Source organism: Burkholderia sp. 4M9327F10, assembly GCF_005503145.1.
Lineage (GTDB): Bacteria > Pseudomonadota > Gammaproteobacteria > Burkholderiales > Burkholderiaceae > Paraburkholderia.
Map to the genome: position 1 here is coordinate 345,589 of NZ_SCNV01000001.1, position 15,762 is coordinate 361,350.

Below are 15,762 nucleotides of genomic sequence, written 5' to 3' on the forward strand. Positions count from 1 at the left end.
CTGGATAGAGAGTCGGGACACAGGCTTAAGAGCCCGTCTTTAGATAATATCGGCCGTCGGCTGTCACCTTCGGACCGAAGCCGCATGCATTGACGGAACCGTGCGTCGCCACATCGAGCGTCTCCGGTTCGGTAAGGCGGAACTCCAGCAGGCATTTGTCCGCATGCCCGTCGAAGGCAGCGAGGTTGGGCAGCTTCGTGGTGGCCTCGAACGGCACGCCGGCCGGTTCATCGGAGACCACCACTCGCGCAATGCCGGCGAAGAAACGCACATTCGCGCTCAGTGTGCCGGTGCTTGCCACCGGCTCGCCCTTGCTGCTGACCGTCGGATAGAGAAAGTCCGCGGCGAGCCGGTAGACACCGCGACGGCCTTTGACGGGCGTGAGCGACACGCTGCTCCATGCGCCCAGTTTCAGATAACGCGCAAAGCGCACGCCGGATGCAGGCAGGCCCTGCACGACCTCCTTGTCGGCGATGCGGGCAAGCCGCTGTTGCGCAACGTCGACGGCGCGGCCCAGCATCAAGTCATCGGGCGCATCCTTGCCTAAGCCTGCGGCAGTGCGATAGTAGGCGCGGGCGTTCGAGAATGCCCCCAGGCTGGCCTGCACGTCGCCCTGATGCACCAGTGCCATCGCAACGCGCGCGTGGGCCGAGCTGATCGCCTTGGTTGAATTCTCCTCTTCGGCTTGCAAGGTGGCAGCGTCGGCCAGCATCGACTCCATATCGACCAGCGCTTGCGCATCCTTGATGCGACCCGCATCGAGCGCTTCCACACCGAGCGCTGCACATGATGCATTGGTGCGGCACTGCACATCCTTGCCGGCCAGCACGTAACGACGGTATAGCTCGGCGCGCGAGCCGCTATCGAACGCCTGGCCGATAGCGAGCGAAGGCACTAGCACGGCGATAGCAGCAACGACGAAAGGGTTTGCACGCATGGATGGAAACGATGGTAATCACGTACTCGATAAGGAAGGTCTCGCGTGGGCGCGCCCGCTGCGCGGGTGCGTCTTCACAGGTTCATGCCCTGTCAGCGATGCTGACAGAAAATCGACGAATGCGCGAACCCGTGCCGAAAGTTGTTGATGCGGCGAGTACACCGCATAGATATCCGCACCGGGCGTTCGGTACTCGGGCAGCACATGGACCAGCGCGCCTTCGCGCAGAAAGCCAATGACATCCCATTCAGCGCGCATCAGGATGCCGTGCCCATCGAGCGCCCAGCGCACGGCGATCTCGCCGTCGTTCGTGGTGAGATTGCCCTTGACCCGCACGGTCTGCGTTTTCTGCGCCGCACCGCGACCGCTCGTCAGACGCCATACAGCGTGGCCGTCATCGCCCTGGCGAATGCCGATGCAATTGTGCTGGGCGAGTTCGGCAGGACTACGCGGCGCGCGATGCAGGGCCAGGTAGGACGGTGCTGCGCACAGCAGGCGCCGGTTCGGCGCGATGCGCCGGGCGATCACCCGTGCGTCGGGCGGTTCGCCGAAACGGATGCATACGTCGAAGCTGTCGTCGCTCAGCGCCGGCGGGTCCGCCGACAACTGCAACTGCACCTCCACTTCAGGGTAAGCCCGCACGAAACGCGAGATGACTGGTGCGATGTGACTGCGTCCGAAGCCGAGCGTAGCGTTGACGCGCAATAGCCCTTTGGGCATGGCGCGCGCACCGCCGAGCAACTGCGCCAGTTCGTCCATCTCGCCAAGAATGCGGCGCGCGTGGGCAAGGTAGAGCTCGCCTTCCGGCGTGAGGCTCATGCGCCTCGTGGTGCGATTCACCAGCGCCACACCGGACCTCAGTTCCATCTGCGCGAGGTGCTTGCTAACCGCTGCCGTGGACAGGCCCAGTTCGCGCGCCGCAGCGCTCAAGCTGCCGCAGCCTGCGAGGACCGAAAAGAAAGCCAGATCGTCTGCCTGAATGGGGGACGTCACGGGCGCACCGGATTCTTAACCTGTGGTTAAAGGCGATTTGAGTCTAGCACCGTTCTCTAGTCTCTCTACGCCATTACCATGCAATCCGTTGACGAATTTTTGTGGAGCGGTGCAGCATGAAAACCTATCGCATTGCCACTATTCCCGGCGACGGCATTGGCAAGGAAGTCGTACCGGCCGGACGCCGGGTACTGGAAGCGCTTGCTGCGCAAGACGCGGCCTTTCGCTTCGAATTCGAGAACTTCGCATGGGGCGCGGACTACTACCGCGAACATGGCGTGATAATGCCCGCCAATGGACTCGACGCATTGCGCGGCAAGGATGCCATTCTGTTCGGTTCGGCGGGCGACCCGCAGATTCCCGATCACATTACGCTGTGGGGCTTGCGCCTGAAAATCTGCCAGGGCTTCGACCAGTACGCGAATGTGCGCCCGACGCGCATCCTGCCGGGCATCGACGCGCCGCTCAAGCGTTGTACGCCGGCGGACCTGGACTGGGTGATCGTCCGGGAAAACTCCGAAGGCGAGTATGCGGGTGTCGGCGGCCGTGCGCATCAGGGCCATCCCATTGAAGTCGCCACGGATGTGTCGATCATGACGCGTGCGGGTGTCGAGCGCATCCTGCGATTTGCCTTCCGGCTGGCACAGTCGCGTCCGCGCAAGCTGCTGACCGTCGTGACAAAAAGCAATGCGCAGCGGCACGCCATGGTGATGTGGGATGAGATCGCCGCGCAGATCGCCGTGGAATTTCCCGACGTGACGTGGGACAAGGAACTTGTCGATGCGGCCACTGCGCGCATGGTGAATCGTCCGGCCTCGCTCGATACGCTGGTCGCCACCAACCTGCATGCGGATATTCTCAGCGATCTGGCTGCTGCGCTGGCGGGCAGCCTTGGCATAGCGCCGACTGCGAACCTCGATCCGGAGCGGCGCTATCCGTCGATGTTCGAGCCGATCCACGGCTCTGCATTCGACATCATGGGCAAGGGGCTGGCCAATCCGGTGGGGACGTTCTGGTCAGTCGTGATGATGCTCGAACATCTCGGCGAAACGGCGGCCGCGCGGAAAGTGATGGCGGCAATCGAAGAGGTGACGGCGGATCGTGGCTTGCATACGCGTGATCTCGGAGGGGAGGCCACGACCGAAGAGGTCACCAGAGCGGTGTGCGCGCGGGTGGGGAGTTAGCCAAACTTCTTCCGATACGCCCCCGGACTCGTCAGCGCAATCCGCCTGAAATGCCGCCGCAGTGATTCCTCGGAGCCAAACCCGGCGGTCTGCGCGACGCGCGCCATCGGCATTGGCGGCTGCGCCTCCAGCAGTTCGCGCGCAATCGCCACACGCTCGCGCACCAGCCATTCATACGGCGCCATGCCGGTTGCGTCGTGAAACTGGCGCTGCAGCGTGCGCGTGCTCATTGCCGCATGCTCGGCGAGCGACCGCAAGGTATGCGGCAAGGCCGGATTGGCCCGTACCCAGTCCATCAATCTGGCCACCCGGCCACCCTCGTCAACGGGCATGGGCCGCGGCACGAACTGCGCCTGGCCGCCCTCGCGATGCGGCGGCACGACCAGCCGTTGCGCCACCCGGTTGGCGATCGCGCTGCCGTGATCGCGCCGCACCAGATGCAGCAGCATATCGAGCCCGGCGGCCGACCCGGCCGAGGTCATCACCTGCCCCTCATCGACATACAGCGCATCCGTTTGCACACGGAGTTGCGGATAGCGCTGCTGCAACTTGTCGGCATAGCGCCAATGGGTGGTCACGGTTTTGCCGTCGAGAACGCCGGCCGCTGCAAGCACGAACACGCCAGAGCAGATCGAGCACAGCCGCGCGCCACGCCGGTACGCCGCACGAATTCTCGCCAGCAGCGCAGCGGGTGGCAGTTCGTCGGCATCGCGCCAGCCCGGCACAACTATCGTCGCGGCGCGATCGAGCAGCCTCAGCGAGTGCGGCGCCGTCACGGTGATGCCGCCCGCGGCGCGCAACGGCCCCGGCTCAGCCGCGCAGACGGCGAAGCGATACCAGTCGCGTCCGAGTTCGGGCCGCTCGAGCGCGAACAGTTCGGTGACGCAACCGAATTCGAAGGTACAGAGCCGGTCGTAGACCAGCGCGACGACGAGATGATCTTGCATGGCGTGATGTTACCGGAGATTGACAATAACGCCACTTCTGCCAATACCGGCCGTCCGCAACAATGAAGGCTCATCGAACCCACCCAGGAGCCTTGCCATGCCGTCTGCTGACGAACTCGCCCCCACCAACGCCGTGACGGCCATCGCCGCGGCCGACAGCGCCGCCGCCCTCACGCATTTCGCGGCATCGCTGCGCTTCGAAACCGATTGCTCCGATGTGTTTGCCGCACTCGCCCAGGTGACACCCGGTTTCGTGCTGCTCGACGTGCGCAGCCCGGCGCTGTATTCACAAGGACATATCGCCGGCGCCATCAATCTGCCGCACGGCAAGATCGTGGCATCCAAGCTCGTGGATTACCCTGAGAACACGCTATTCGTCACCTATTGCGCCGGGCCGCATTGCAACGGCGCCACCCGTGGCGCACTGCGTCTCGCGCAACTCGGGCGGCCGGTAAAGTTGATGATTGGCGGGATCACGGGCTGGCTCGACGAGGGTTTCGGATTGACCGCAGCCAGCACCCACGCGGGGCCACGCGAAAACCAGGCGCTTTCCCGGTAAATTCATTAAACAAATGCTGCCAGCGGTCGATAACCAGTTGAGCCGTCTCCCCTTATACGGCTGGACTAAACATGCTTGGCACATACAACTTATGGCTGGTGGCGGTCTCGTTCGTCGTCGCAACGCTCGCGTCGTACACCGCCCTCGACCTCACCGGACGCATCTCGCTGCTGGCATCGTCACGACTGCGGCACGCGTGGCTGGCAGGCGGCGCAGCCGCCATGGGCGTCGGCATCTGGTCGATGCACTTCATCGCCATGCTGGCGCTATCACTACCGATTCCGCTCGGCTATGACTTTACGCTGACCGGCTGCTCGCTCGCCATCGCGGTGGTCGTGTCGTACCTGGCCCTGCTCGCCACCACCCGGGCACGGCTGACGCCCGTTCATCTCGCAACCGGCAGCGTGCTGATGGGACTCGGCATTGCGGGCATGCACTACACCGGCATGGCCGCAATGCGCATGCAGCCCGGTATCGACTACCAGCCGGCCTGGTTCGCCGGCTCGATTGCGATTGCGGTCTTCGCCTCGATGGCCGCCTTGCTGATAGCCCGCCGGCTGCGCGACGACGGCGAGCGCAACGTCACGCTTGCGCGCTTTGGCGCGGCGCTGGTGATGGCCGTGGCAATCAGCGGCATGCACTATGCCGGCATGGCCGCGGCGCACTTTCCGGTGGACGCGATCTGCGGCGCCGCCCATGGCGTCAATACCGAGTGGCTGGCCACGGCCGTGATCCTGTTCACCTTTGCGATCCTGATCGTCACGCTGATGCTGTCGCGCTTCGATGCGAGGACCAGCTTCCTTGTGAGCGCCGTCTCCAGCCTGAACGGCCAGATCATGCGCCTCGCCACGCTCGACACCCTGACCGGCCTGCCGAACCGCGCCACGCTCACCGAGCGGGTCGACAGCGCGATCGAACTGGCGCGCCGCCGTCACAATAGCTTCGCGATCCTGTTTATGGATCTGGACGGTTTCAAGACCATCAACGACTCGCTCGGCCATTCCGCCGGCGATCAGTTGCTGAGCACCTTTGCCCAGCGCCTGCAGGCCTGCGTCCGCGCCACCGACACTGTGGCGCGGCTGGGTGGCGACGAGTTCGTGGTGCTGTCCGAGAATCTGGCGTCGCGCCAGGACGCGCGGCTGATTGCGGAAAATGTGCTGGAGCGCATGCGCGAGGGCGTGTGGAACGACAACGAGCCGTTGCAGGTGATGCCAAGTATCGGCATTGCACTGTTTCCACAGGACGGCGACTCGGTCGACACGCTGCTCAAGCACGCCGATGCAGCGATGTACGAAGCCAAGCGCGCGGGACGCAGCACCTACCGGTTCTTCGAAGCCAGCATGAACGAAGCGGCAACGCGCACGCTGCAGATCCAGCATGCGCTGCACGAGTCGTTGACCGCCGGCTATTTCACGCTCAATTTCCAGCCCAAGTTTCGCGGCGACAGCAATGAACTGGCGGGGGCCGAGGCGCTGATCCGCCTTAACCACCCGCTCCTCGGCACGCTGGCGCCGATGGAATTCATTCCGATTGCCGAGCGCTCCGGTCAGATCGTGCAGATCGGCTACTGGGTCGTGCGCGAAACCTGCCGGCAGATCCGCCGCTGGATGGCCGACGGCCTGCCAGCGATGAAGGTGGCGATCAATCTGTCGCCGCGCCAGTTGTCCCAGCCCAACCTGGTCTCGAGCGTGCTCGAGATCGTGCAGGACGAACAGGTGACATGCGATCGCATCATGTTCGAGATCACCGAAACGGTGGCCATGCAGGACGCGCCGCGCACGATCGAGATGATCCGCGAATTTCACGCGAGCGGCTTCGAAATCGCCATTGACGATTTCGGCACCGGTTATTCGAGTCTTGCCTACCTGCAGCGCTTCCGTGTCAAGCAACTGAAGATCGACCGGTTTTTCACCAACGGTCTGGATGACCAGGGTCCGGAGGGTACGGCGATCGTCTCGGCGATCATCGCGCTCGCGCATTCACTCGACATGGACGTGGTGGCGGAAGGTGTCGAAACGGCCTCGCAGCTCGGCAAGCTCAAAGCCATGATGTGCGACGAGATGCAAGGCTTTTTACTCGGTAAACCGCTGGAGGCAGAGGCCTTCAGCTCATTGCTCAAGCAACGGATGGCGGCGGTCTAGGCGGTATGCCGACAGGTGAATCAGCCAATCAATCGAGCCGCCGACGCTGGGCGGCAACTATTTTTTACCGACGCGTTGCAACAGACAGGCTTTGCCCGCTGGAGACTTCATGAGATTCGATGTTGCGACGTTCAATTCGCTTTGCCTGATGACGTTCCTCTGCAGCGCAATCGTTTGCATGGCACTCTCGCGCATCTTTGAGCGCGTCGCGGCATTCCGCTACTGGACCGCCGCGTTCTTTCTGATGAGTGCAGCGGCCGCATGCTTCGGCCTGCACGCGGTGTGGCCGACCAGGCTGCTGCTGATCGCCACCGCGGTGCTGGGCCTGCAATCGCGCATCCTGGTGTGGAGCGGCACGCGTGTGCTGTTCGGCGCGAGCGTGTCGCTGCGCGTGGGTTTCGCGATCACCGCGCTGTTCTGCGTGCTGTTCGCACTGGCGCACAAGCTGAACGCGCCGCCCCTGTGCCGGGCCGCGCTGCTGACACTGTTCTTCCTGCCGTGCCGCGCGCTGACGCTTTATGAGGTATGCCGCCGACGCCGCCCGGACCTCGGTCCGGCGCGCGTGCTGGTGGCGATCGCCAGCGTGATTGCAAGCCTCAATGCGGCCGTGCCGCTCACGCTGGTGCTGATGAACCGCGGCAACCTGTCGCTCCTGCTCGGCAACCCCCAGACCACCTCCGCAGTCTACGCGGTGGTGTTTGCCGGCGATCTGCTGCTGATCATCGGCTTGATTGTGCTGGCCTTGCAGTATCTGATCGTCGAGCAGGGGATGCTTGCCAATCTCGACAGGGAAGCCGCACAGCGGCCCGCACCGCTCAACCCTGTGCTGCTCGACGATGCGCCTGAAGTGCCCGGGCTGCCGGATCGGGGCGCGCAGGGGCCGCGAGCGTCCCTGCCGGATCTCACCTGAATTCATTGGGTGTGATGCAGCTCAACAGCAGGCACCGCGCAACACTTCAGGCACTTAGAGCGGCCGGGGTTCGGAATCGCCCACATCGCCGCCAATCAGGGTAGGCGCCGCGGGCGCCTCGCGCCGCGTCAGCTTGCCGTCCACGGAGGCGCCGCAGTCCATGCGCAGTTGCTGGTAATAGATGTTGCCGGTCACATGCGCGTTGGGCTGCAGTTCGACGAAGTGGTCGGCAATCACGTCGCCGACGATCTTGCCGTTCACCACCACGTCATAGCCATGCACATTGCCCTCGATCGAGCCACGATCGCTCAGCACGAGCAAGGTCTGCGTGCCCGCCTTGCCGGTGACGTTTCCGCGCACATGGCCGTCCATCCTCAGGCCTTCGCTGAATTCGAGGTCGCCGGTCATGCGCACGTCATGGGCAATCAGGGTAGCAAGTTTGGTGTGCTGAATGCTCGCGGATTTCTTCTTGTTGTTGAACATAAGTAGTCTCTAACGGGAATGGGAAACGTTTGTCGCATCTTGCCGGGCCGCGCGACGTGCGGGTCTGGATAGTGCCTGAGTCATGCCTGAGCCATGCTTGAGTCGTGCTTGACCCGTACTTCAGTCCTCCGTGACGCAGCGCTCTTCGCCGCAGTGCTCAGTTGCGCTTCTGGCTCTGGCCGCGCAGAAACAGCAGTTCGCTATTCAGGCGGCTCGCATCGGCGGCCGAGGCGTCGGCGGCCTTTTGCACGGCTGCCCGCGCGGTGGACTCCTGCGCGAGCGCGAGCCGCGTGCGTTCGAGCTCGGCTTGCACGCCATCCGGCGAGACCTTCAAGCCCGCGCATTGCGCCGGCAGCATGGCGTGCTGCGACGCATACCAGAGCATCCCTGCCGCACCCATTGCCACGCCGCAAACCAGGACGGCGATCCAGCGGGCAATGCGAACGGTGCGCGAGCGCACCGGCTGCAGCGCATAGGTGCGCTGCGTGAGACCGTCCGCGATGCGGGCCGAACGAAGATCAAGCATGAGCATTGGCGCCGAACAGCGCAAGATAGGCAGCGGGATCGACCGCCGTTCCATTCACCAGTACTTCGAAATGCAGATGCGGCCCGGTCGAACGACCCGTCGTGCCGATGTCGGCCACATGCTGGCGCGGCAGCACCAGTTCGCCTTCATGCACGAGAATGCGTGAGGCGTGACCGTAGCGCGTGATAAGGCCATTGCCATGGTCGATTTCCAGCGCGTTGCCGTAGCCGCCTTTCGGCCCCGCGAAAATCACCCGGCCACCGGCTGCGGCAAGAATCGGCGTTCCGGCCGGCGCCACCAGATCGACGCCCGGGTGAAAGCTGAGCTTCTGCGTGAACGGATCGATGCGATTGCCGAACGGCGAACCGAAGCGCGCGCCCTCGACCGGCATCCGGCCGGGAAAGGCGCTAAACGCCACTTCGTGCAGGTCCGTCTCGTGCTCGAGTGCGGAGATCGTGGCGTTCATGCAATCGAGCTGCTGCCGGGTCGAGGCGGCGTCGCCGCGCGAGGGCCGCGCATTGCGTTCAATGCAGGGTCGCGGCGGCAAGGACGGGCCGCCTTCGCCGTCCGCGTCGGACGTATCCTGATCCGCCGGATCCCCCGCCTTGGCCGGTACGCGCGGCGGTGCTTTCGGCGTGTTCAACCGGGCTTCGAAATCGCGCAGGCTGCCGACTTCAATCGTCAAGCGCTCGATGCGCGGCTCGATCTGCGCCATCGTGGCGCTCAGCTTGCCGAGTTGATCGATTGCGTAGTCGTGCTCGACGCGGTTCACGGCCAGGCTGCCCGATCCTGCTGCGCCATGGGCGGGTAAATGCAAGCCAATCGCGACGCCCGCCGCGAGAGACAGCACCGAGGCGCCGAGGGCAGCGGCAACCGCGATTGCCCGCGCGCGGCGCCGGGTGACAAAGCGGATCTCGCCGCTGCTGAGCTGGCTGTGCGCACCGAGAATCGACGACATCAGACGCTCCCGCTCTGCGGCGCGCAACACAGCGCGGACTCATCGCGGCGCGCACGGACACCGCCGGCAGGCGGGACGGGGGACAAGTTGGCAGCGAAGGGACTAACCGGCATGCAGCGTAAGTCGGACAACTGCCGACGCAGTATGAAAGACAAGGGCGCAAATTATCCCCTCTCACCGCGAGTCTTCATCTCAAATTGGCAGGCGCGCAAGGCGAGCCGAACCAGCCCCTCCCGCCATACTCTGATCGGGTGCGTATCGAGAAACAGCCGGGCTTTGACGGCGCGTTTTACGCCGTCCGGGCCCGCTCATATTACATAGGATTCCAAATCTATCTATATCGTCGTGGCGGTCTTGCGTTCAGGCCGCCAGCAATTGACGCAGATGCTCATGCAGTTCGTCCGACGCACTCGTCATCGGCGCACGCAGCTCGTCGCGGATCAATCCAAGGCCCGCCAGCGCGGCCTTCACAGGACCAGGATTCGGCTCCGAGCAGAGTGCCCGGATCAACGGCGCGAGCGAGTGAAAAATCGCTCGTCCCTCGTCGAGCCGTCCTGCCTTGAGCGCTCGGTACAGCGCCACGAAGCGCTCGGGCTGCACGTGCGCCGACGCCGCAATCGCGCCGCTGCCGCCCATGCACAGTGTGTTGAACAGATTGATGTCGTCGCCGGCGAGCACCTGCAGGCGGCCGTCGAGGATCAGCGCGAGCGTGGTGTCGAGCGATCCGGCGCAGTCCTTGACTGCCTGGATCCGCGGATGTGCGGCCAGGGTCAGCAGGGTCGCGAGTTCAAGACGCACGCCGGTGCGATACGGGATGTCGTACAGCACGACCGGCTTACTGCTGAGGTCGGCCAGGCTCGTGAAATGCTCGATCAGGCCCGCTTGCGAAGGCCGGATGTAGTAAGGCGCCGAAATCAGCACGCCCGCTACCGGCAACTCGTTTAACTGCGCAATGCGTGAGCGCAGGCTCGCGGCCTGATTGCCGGCCACGCCCGCCAGCACCGGCAGCGCGCCCGCCTCGGCGAGGATGGTCGCGAGCACCGCATCCTGCTCGGCGGCCTCGAGCGCCGCCGGCTCGCCGGTGGTGCCGAGGGCGACGAGACCCGCTACGCCCGCTTCGGCATAGACATGCACCAGCCGCCGCAACGCGGCGTGATCGACAGCGCCGTCGGCGAACGGCGTGACAACAGGAACCCAGATACCCGAAAAAATAGACATGACTTAACCTCGAACGCGACCGTATCGATTCCGTTCAGCCTGGCGAGGAAGGGGTCAAAAGCGGGAGGTAAAACGCGAGCCCTGGATGACTGTTCCGTCGCACATCTGACGGAACAGCAGGCTCCGGTCAGATGAGCAGCTGTTTTTTGGCTTTGGCGCTAACGGCCGCGCAGGCAGACGCCACGCTCGCGAGCGCGAGGCGGGTTGCGGTTGAGCGGAGCAGTTGGCCGGTTTCCATGGCCAGCAGTGTAACACCAGTCGCAAAATTGCTTGACTTCTCCTGCCGTCAATCTAATATACGCAACGCGTACATTAACCCTATCTAAAAGGTGACCCGCATGAGCGTCCCGCAACAAGCCTTCCTCCGCGACGCCATGCGCCGCCTCAACATGACCCGCGACACCTTCGCCAGCCGCATCGGTGTGTCGCGCCGGGCTCTGGACACGTGGCTGCTGCCCGACGACTCGCAGGAATCGCGGGCCATGCCGGAGATCGTCGAGCGCTTCGTGTCGGAAATCGTGGTGCACGGCGAGCCAGGCGAAAACTATACGCAAAGCGTAGACTCGCAGTCGCTCGCCAGCCAGATGCTGTTTGAAGGCAAGCCGCAACTGCTCTCGGTGGACCAGTTCTCGCGCGATTCGGTCGAGGCCCTGTTCCGGGTGGCGGACATCATGCAGCCGATTGCCCGGCGCCGCAAAATCTCCCGCGTGCTGGAGGGCGCGGTGCTCGGCAACCTGTTCTTCGAGGCGAGTACCCGCACACGCGTGAGCTTCGGCGCGGCGTTCTGCCGGCTGGGCGGCTCCGTGTGCGACACCACCGGCTTCACGTTTTCGTCGATGGCCAAAGGCGAGTCGATCTATGACACGAGCCGGGTGATGAGCGGCTATGTGGACGCCCTTGTGATCCGCCATCCGGAGCAAGGCTCGGTGGCCGAATTCGCACGCGCCACCAACGTGCCGGTGATCAACGGTGGCGACGGCCCCGGCGAGCATCCGAGCCAGGCGCTGCTGGACCTGTACACCATCCAGCGTGAATTCTCGCGCCTCGGCAAGATTGTCGACGGCTCGCATATCGCGCTGGTCGGCGACCTCAAGTACGGCCGCACCGTGCATTCGCTGGTCAAGCTGCTGGCGCTGTATCGCGGCATCAAGTTCACACTGATCTCGCCGCCGTCGCTGGAAATGCCTGGCTATATCGTCGAGCAGATTTCGCGCAACGATCACGTGATCGAGCAGACCCACGACCTCAAGGCAGGCCTGCGCGGCGCCGACGTGGTGTACGCCACGCGCATCCAGAAAGAGCGTTTCGCGGACGAATCGTTCGAAGGCTATACGCCCGACTTCCAGATCAACCAGGCCCTGGTGGACAGCGTGTGCGGACTCGACACGCTGATCATGCACCCGCTGCCGCGCGATAGCCGGCCGGGCGCAAACGACCTGAGCGTCGACCTGAATCACGATTCGCGCCTCGCCATCTTCCGCCAGACCGACAACGGCATCCCGGTGCGGATGGCGATTTTCGCGGTGCTGCTCGGCGTCGAGAAGCTCGTCCAGCATTCGATGCGCGATGCGGCCTGGCGGCCGCCGGTCTACCTCGGCCCGGACGATGCGGTGTTTCACGGCATCGATTAAGTGAAATGACAAGCGGCGGCCCGCTCCAACCGGGGTTGGCCGCGCTCCGGGCAGAGTGAGTCCGCTGCTTGAGGCACGTCTTCATCCGCCGCGGATAGGCTGCAGATAGGCCGCGGATGGGCCACTCGAGTCGCGCGGTCCCATAGCCCGGGCGGCCCCTGATTACCCCTGCTAGCCCCGCATTAGCCACGGCGAAAGGCTTGGCCCGGCTTCCCTCACATGGCACACGGATACAGGCTATTTCCTGTATTTGGCATTTACAGCCAATTTCCTGTATTTTAAATTTACAGCCTATCGTTTGTATTCGGCAAATACAGACGATATACTGTTTTTGCCATTTACAGCCCATACCCTGTTTTTGCGCTCACCGGAGCTCGCCGTGGACTATCCCGTCAAAACCCCCCGCCAACTGCGCCCGCTCCTCGTGGGCTTCCGCAAGGCGGCAGGGCTCACACAGGCGCAGGTGGCGGCCCGCCTGGGGGTCACCCAGCAGACCTATGCCCAGCTCGAAGCGAAGCCCGAATCCGCCAGCATCGATCGGCTATTCCGCGTTTTGAAGATCCTCAAGGCCAGTATCGTTCTGACCCAGGCGGCAGCGGCCCCGGCGATGCACGCCGCCCACACGCCCGGGCGGGCTGCGCCAGTCAAGCCAACGGCCAAGGCGGCGCAGGGCGGTGCAGCGAAAAAGCGCGGAACCCTCTCGCAGGCAACGCCGCCAGCAAGTGCAGCGAAGACCGGCTCCACATCCGCGAGCGGCCGGGGAGCGCCGAAGCCGGCCGCCGCACGCAAGCGGGCCGCTCCGCCCGGCGCTGCCACCAGGAAGCGGGAGGACTGGTAACAATGGGCCGCCGCGCGCACACCAAAAGCCTGAATCTCTGGATGAACGGCCTGCCCGTGGGAGCATGGGAGACCACCCGGGACGGGGAAAAGCTGACCTACTTCGAAGACTGGATCGCGGACGAGCAAGGGCGACCCCTTTCGCTCTCGCTGCCTTTTACGGCCGGCAACCAGCCCTATCGGGGGAAGGTCGTGTCGGACTATTTCGATAACCTGTTGCCCGACAGCCGTGCGATCCGCGAGCGCATTGCCGGGCGCTACAAGACCGGCGGCACGTCGCCTTTCGAGCTGCTGGCCACGCTGGGTCGCGACTGCGTTGGTGCTCTCCAGATGCTGCCACCCGACGAAACACCCGACGATCTCGAGCAGATCCGCGCCCGTCCATTGAATGAGGCGGACGTCGCCCTTCTGCTGCGCGAAATTACCGCGCCGCCCCTGCCGGGCCAGCACGAACCGATCGACGACCTGCGCCTGTCGATCGCCGGTGCGCAGGAAAAGACAGCGCTTCTGAGGCACGACGGCCAGTGGCTCCTTCCAGAAGGCAGCACACCGACCACTCACATCCTGAAACTACCGCTTGGCCTCGTCGGAAACATGCGCGCCGACATGCGCACCTCCGTGGAAAACGAGTGGCTGTGCTCGAAGATCGTGGCCGCGTATGGTTTGCCTGTCGCCAACTGCGAAATCGCTACCTTCGAGGACCAGAAAGTGCTCATTGTCGAGCGCTTCGACCGCAGGCTCGCGAGCGATCATTCCTGGATCCTGCGGCTTCCGCAGGAAGATATGTGCCAGGCAACCGGCACGCCCGCGGAGGCGAAGTATGAATCGGAGGGTGGTCCGGGAATCCAGAAAGTGATGGAAGTGCTGGCCGGTTCCGAGCACGCTGCAATCGACCAGCGCAATTTCTTCATGACGCAGATGGTCTTCTGGATGCTCGCCGCAACCGACGGTCACGCGAAGAATTTCAGCATCGCCCACCTGAAGTCGAACGCCTATAAGGCCACACCGCTTTATGACGTTCTTTCCGCGCACCCGATCACCGGCGCCGGCGCGAACCGGCTTCCCGCGCGCCGGGTCAAGCTTGCCATGGCGGTACGAGGCAAGAACGCCCACTACCTGATCCATGAAATCCGCCGCAGTCACTGGATTGCGCAGGGCCAACGCGTGACGCTGGCCCCGGCCGATGTCGAAGAGATGATTACGGCCTTGACGGATATGACCGAGGAAGTCGTCGCACAGGTAGCGGCGCAGTTGCCGGCCGGCTTCCCCCGGGATGTATCCGATGCGATCTTCGCGGGGCTGCTGCGGCAAAGCACCAGGCTCGCCGGCCAGTAGGCTTCTTCATCCTCCCCAGGCCTGCCCGGCCGCCGAACCCACCACCGTGCATTGCAGTCCCGCCATCTCACCGGCCGCGTCGATCGCCTCCTCCAGATCGGCGAATGAATACGATTTCAGCTCCACTGCATCCAGTGAGATTTGCCCCGACGCAACCAACGCCACCAGCGCGAGATAGTCAGCGCGCGTGTACATGAAGTGGCCGATCAACTCCCAGTTGTTCAGCAGCATCTCCTGATAGGCAATCGGCAAGTCCACCTGCATGCTGCCCATCAGCACCAACCGGCCACCCCGGCGCAAACTGCGCAAGGCGGCGAGCGTCGCGTGGGGATCGCTCGCCTGGCCAACCATGTCGAAGGCGAGATCCGCGCCGCCGCCCGACGCAGCGCGAATCGCCGCAGCGTCTTGCGCCACGTCGCCGGACAACACAACCGGAACCACCCGCCCGCGCCCCTGCTCGACGAGCGCCTGCAGCGGCTCCACCCGCCTGCCGAGCGCGACCACCCGGCTCGCGCCCATGGCGAGCGCAGCCAGCACCGCTGCCGAGCCGAAGTAACCACTCGCGCCGTTCACCACCACCGTCTCGCCAGCGGCGAGACGGCCGCGACGCAAGCCGCCGAACGGCACCACAAGCTTGGCGAGCACGGCAAGCCGCGCGGCAGGCGTGCTGTCGAGGCCGTCCAGCGCAATCAGCGTCGCCGCCGGGAATTCAGCCAGTTCGCGCCATGTGCCGTGCGGAAACTCGGCCAGCAGCGCAGGGCTGTCGGCACTGATCGCCGTCAGGCCGAGCAGCGCCTGGGCCGGTTCGCGCACCGTTTCGTCCGCGATCCAGTAAGGGTTCACGGCCACTCGCTGACCCACGCGGAACGCCACCACACCCTCGCCGAGCGCCTCCACCCGGCCCACGCCGTTGGTCCCTGGCGAAAACGGTCCCGGCGGATACGCATAGGGCAGCTTGCCCATGATGTAGTTGCGCGTGTAACTGAGGAGCGGCACCGCTTCCATACGCACCAGCACCGCCCCACGGCGCGGCTGCGGCTGTGCGACCTCGCGCAGGGCGAGCGGTTGACCGGGCTGATCGAGCATCCAGGCTTTCATGTCTG

The 15,762-nt window shown here is 64.4% G+C and carries 15 protein-coding genes; 7 read left to right on the plus strand and 8 right to left on the minus strand.

The genetic code is table 11. The annotated features are described in order from the left end of the window. Positions 1-25 precede the first annotated feature (25 nt). Positions 26-937: a hypothetical protein gene (locus FFS45_RS01535; protein WP_137952904.1), complete on the minus strand. Its 912-nt coding sequence runs from the start codon at positions 935-937 to the stop codon at positions 26-28. Positions 938-955: 18 nt separating this feature from the next. After that, positions 956-1,930, minus strand: coding sequence for a LysR family transcriptional regulator (locus FFS45_RS01540; protein WP_137952905.1), 975 nt, complete (start codon positions 1,928-1,930; stop codon positions 956-958). Between the two features lie 116 nt (positions 1,931-2,046). Between FFS45_RS01540 and FFS45_RS01545 the strand changes: the two genes are divergently transcribed. Continuing rightward, positions 2,047-3,114 carry a tartrate dehydrogenase gene (locus FFS45_RS01545; RefSeq protein WP_137952906.1) on the plus strand — a complete coding sequence of 356 codons (1,068 nt, stop codon included), beginning with the start codon at positions 2,047-2,049 and terminating at the stop codon, positions 3,112-3,114. Here the strand turns inward: FFS45_RS01545 and ftrA are convergent. Then, positions 3,111-4,061: a transcriptional regulator FtrA gene (ftrA, locus tag FFS45_RS01550; RefSeq protein ID WP_137952907.1), complete on the minus strand. Its 951-nt coding sequence runs from the start codon at positions 4,059-4,061 to the stop codon at positions 3,111-3,113. The two genes, FFS45_RS01545 and ftrA, sit on opposite strands and share 4 nt — an antisense overlap. Before the next feature lie 97 nt (positions 4,062-4,158). On the opposite strand from ftrA, the gene FFS45_RS01555 reads away from it, so the two are divergent. The 3 genes from FFS45_RS01555 to FFS45_RS01565 all read left to right on the plus strand — a co-directional run bounded on the left by FFS45_RS01555 (position 4,159) and on the right by FFS45_RS01565 (position 7,671). Continuing rightward, the gene (locus FFS45_RS01555) at positions 4,159-4,620 is read left to right on the plus strand and encodes a rhodanese-like domain-containing protein (protein WP_137952908.1); all 462 of its coding nucleotides are present in this window, start codon (positions 4,159-4,161) and stop codon (positions 4,618-4,620) included. 71 nt (positions 4,621-4,691) lie between these two features. Next, on the plus strand, positions 4,692-6,761 hold the full coding sequence (locus FFS45_RS01560; protein WP_137952909.1) for an EAL domain-containing protein: 2,070 nt from the start codon (positions 4,692-4,694) through the stop codon (positions 6,759-6,761). Between the two features lie 109 nt (positions 6,762-6,870). Beyond that, positions 6,871-7,671 carry a hypothetical protein gene (locus tag FFS45_RS01565; RefSeq protein WP_137952910.1) on the plus strand — a complete coding sequence of 267 codons (801 nt, stop codon included), beginning with the start codon at positions 6,871-6,873 and terminating at the stop codon, positions 7,669-7,671. A 54-nt stretch (positions 7,672-7,725) separates the two neighbouring features. Here the strand turns inward: FFS45_RS01565 and FFS45_RS01570 are convergent, their stop codons facing one another. From FFS45_RS01570 to dapA, 4 genes are all read right to left on the minus strand, one after another. Then, positions 7,726-8,154 (minus strand): polymer-forming cytoskeletal protein, encoded by a 429-nt coding sequence (locus FFS45_RS01570; RefSeq protein ID WP_137952911.1) that lies wholly within the window; start codon positions 8,152-8,154, stop codon positions 7,726-7,728. Positions 8,155-8,311: 157 nt separating this feature from the next. Continuing rightward, positions 8,312-8,680 carry a hypothetical protein gene (locus FFS45_RS01575; RefSeq protein WP_137952912.1) on the minus strand — a complete coding sequence of 123 codons (369 nt, stop codon included), beginning with the start codon at positions 8,678-8,680 and terminating at the stop codon, positions 8,312-8,314. Then, complete coding sequence (locus FFS45_RS01580) at positions 8,673-9,638, minus strand: M23 family metallopeptidase (protein WP_137952913.1); 966 nt, start codon at positions 9,636-9,638, stop codon at positions 8,673-8,675. Before FFS45_RS01580 ends, FFS45_RS01575 begins: the two co-directional genes overlap by 8 nt. A gap of 360 nt (positions 9,639-9,998) precedes the next feature. After that, positions 9,999-10,856, minus strand: a complete 858-nt coding sequence (gene dapA, locus FFS45_RS01585; protein WP_137952914.1) for a 4-hydroxy-tetrahydrodipicolinate synthase — start codon at positions 10,854-10,856, stop codon at positions 9,999-10,001. Positions 10,857-11,194: 338 nt separating this feature from the next. Between dapA and FFS45_RS01590 the strand changes: the two genes are divergently transcribed. The 3 genes from FFS45_RS01590 (at position 11,195) to FFS45_RS01600 (ending at position 14,659) form a co-directional block, all read left to right on the plus strand. Continuing rightward, positions 11,195-12,487, plus strand: a complete 1,293-nt coding sequence (locus FFS45_RS01590; RefSeq protein WP_137952915.1) for an aspartate carbamoyltransferase — start codon at positions 11,195-11,197, stop codon at positions 12,485-12,487. 379 nt (positions 12,488-12,866) lie between these two features. Then, entirely contained in the window at positions 12,867-13,325 is a 459-nt protein-coding gene (locus FFS45_RS01595; RefSeq protein WP_171029536.1) for a helix-turn-helix transcriptional regulator, read from the plus strand. Positions 13,326-13,327: 2 nt separating this feature from the next. Continuing rightward, positions 13,328-14,659: a type II toxin-antitoxin system HipA family toxin gene (locus FFS45_RS01600; RefSeq protein ID WP_137952916.1), complete on the plus strand. Its 1,332-nt coding sequence runs from the start codon at positions 13,328-13,330 to the stop codon at positions 14,657-14,659. Positions 14,660-14,665: 6 nt separating this feature from the next. Here FFS45_RS01600 and FFS45_RS01605 read toward each other — a convergent pair whose 3' ends face one another. Continuing rightward, positions 14,666-15,757, minus strand: coding sequence for a zinc-binding dehydrogenase (locus tag FFS45_RS01605; protein WP_137952917.1), 1,092 nt, complete (start codon positions 15,755-15,757; stop codon positions 14,666-14,668). Between the last annotated feature and the right edge of the window lie 5 nt (positions 15,758-15,762).

Excerpts from the sequence above, each read along its gene's own strand:
- FFS45_RS01565 (WP_137952910.1), top strand. The coding sequence starts at position 6,871 with ATGAGATTCGATGTTGCGACGTTCAATTCGCTTTGCCTGATGACGTTC.
- FFS45_RS01575 (WP_137952912.1), bottom strand. The coding sequence starts at position 8,680 with ATGCTTGATCTTCGTTCGGCCCGCATCGCGGACGGTCTCACGCAGCGC.
- FFS45_RS01535 (WP_137952904.1), bottom strand. The coding sequence starts at position 937 with ATGCGTGCAAACCCTTTCGTCGTTGCTGCTATCGCCGTGCTAGTGCCT.
- dapA (WP_137952914.1), bottom strand. The coding sequence starts at position 10,856 with ATGTCTATTTTTTCGGGTATCTGGGTTCCTGTTGTCACGCCGTTCGCC.
- FFS45_RS01580 (WP_137952913.1), bottom strand. The coding sequence starts at position 9,638 with ATGTCGTCGATTCTCGGTGCGCACAGCCAGCTCAGCAGCGGCGAGATC.
- FFS45_RS01555 (WP_137952908.1), top strand. The coding sequence starts at position 4,159 with ATGCCGTCTGCTGACGAACTCGCCCCCACCAACGCCGTGACGGCCATC.
- ftrA (WP_137952907.1), bottom strand. The coding sequence starts at position 4,061 with ATGCAAGATCATCTCGTCGTCGCGCTGGTCTACGACCGGCTCTGTACC.
- FFS45_RS01545 (WP_137952906.1), top strand. The coding sequence starts at position 2,047 with ATGAAAACCTATCGCATTGCCACTATTCCCGGCGACGGCATTGGCAAG.
- FFS45_RS01570 (WP_137952911.1), bottom strand. The coding sequence starts at position 8,154 with ATGTTCAACAACAAGAAGAAATCCGCGAGCATTCAGCACACCAAACTT.
- FFS45_RS01600 (WP_137952916.1), top strand. The coding sequence starts at position 13,328 with ATGGGCCGCCGCGCGCACACCAAAAGCCTGAATCTCTGGATGAACGGC.
- FFS45_RS01560 (WP_137952909.1), top strand. The coding sequence starts at position 4,692 with ATGCTTGGCACATACAACTTATGGCTGGTGGCGGTCTCGTTCGTCGTC.
- FFS45_RS01590 (WP_137952915.1), top strand. The coding sequence starts at position 11,195 with ATGAGCGTCCCGCAACAAGCCTTCCTCCGCGACGCCATGCGCCGCCTC.
- FFS45_RS01605 (WP_137952917.1), bottom strand. The coding sequence starts at position 15,757 with ATGAAAGCCTGGATGCTCGATCAGCCCGGTCAACCGCTCGCCCTGCGC.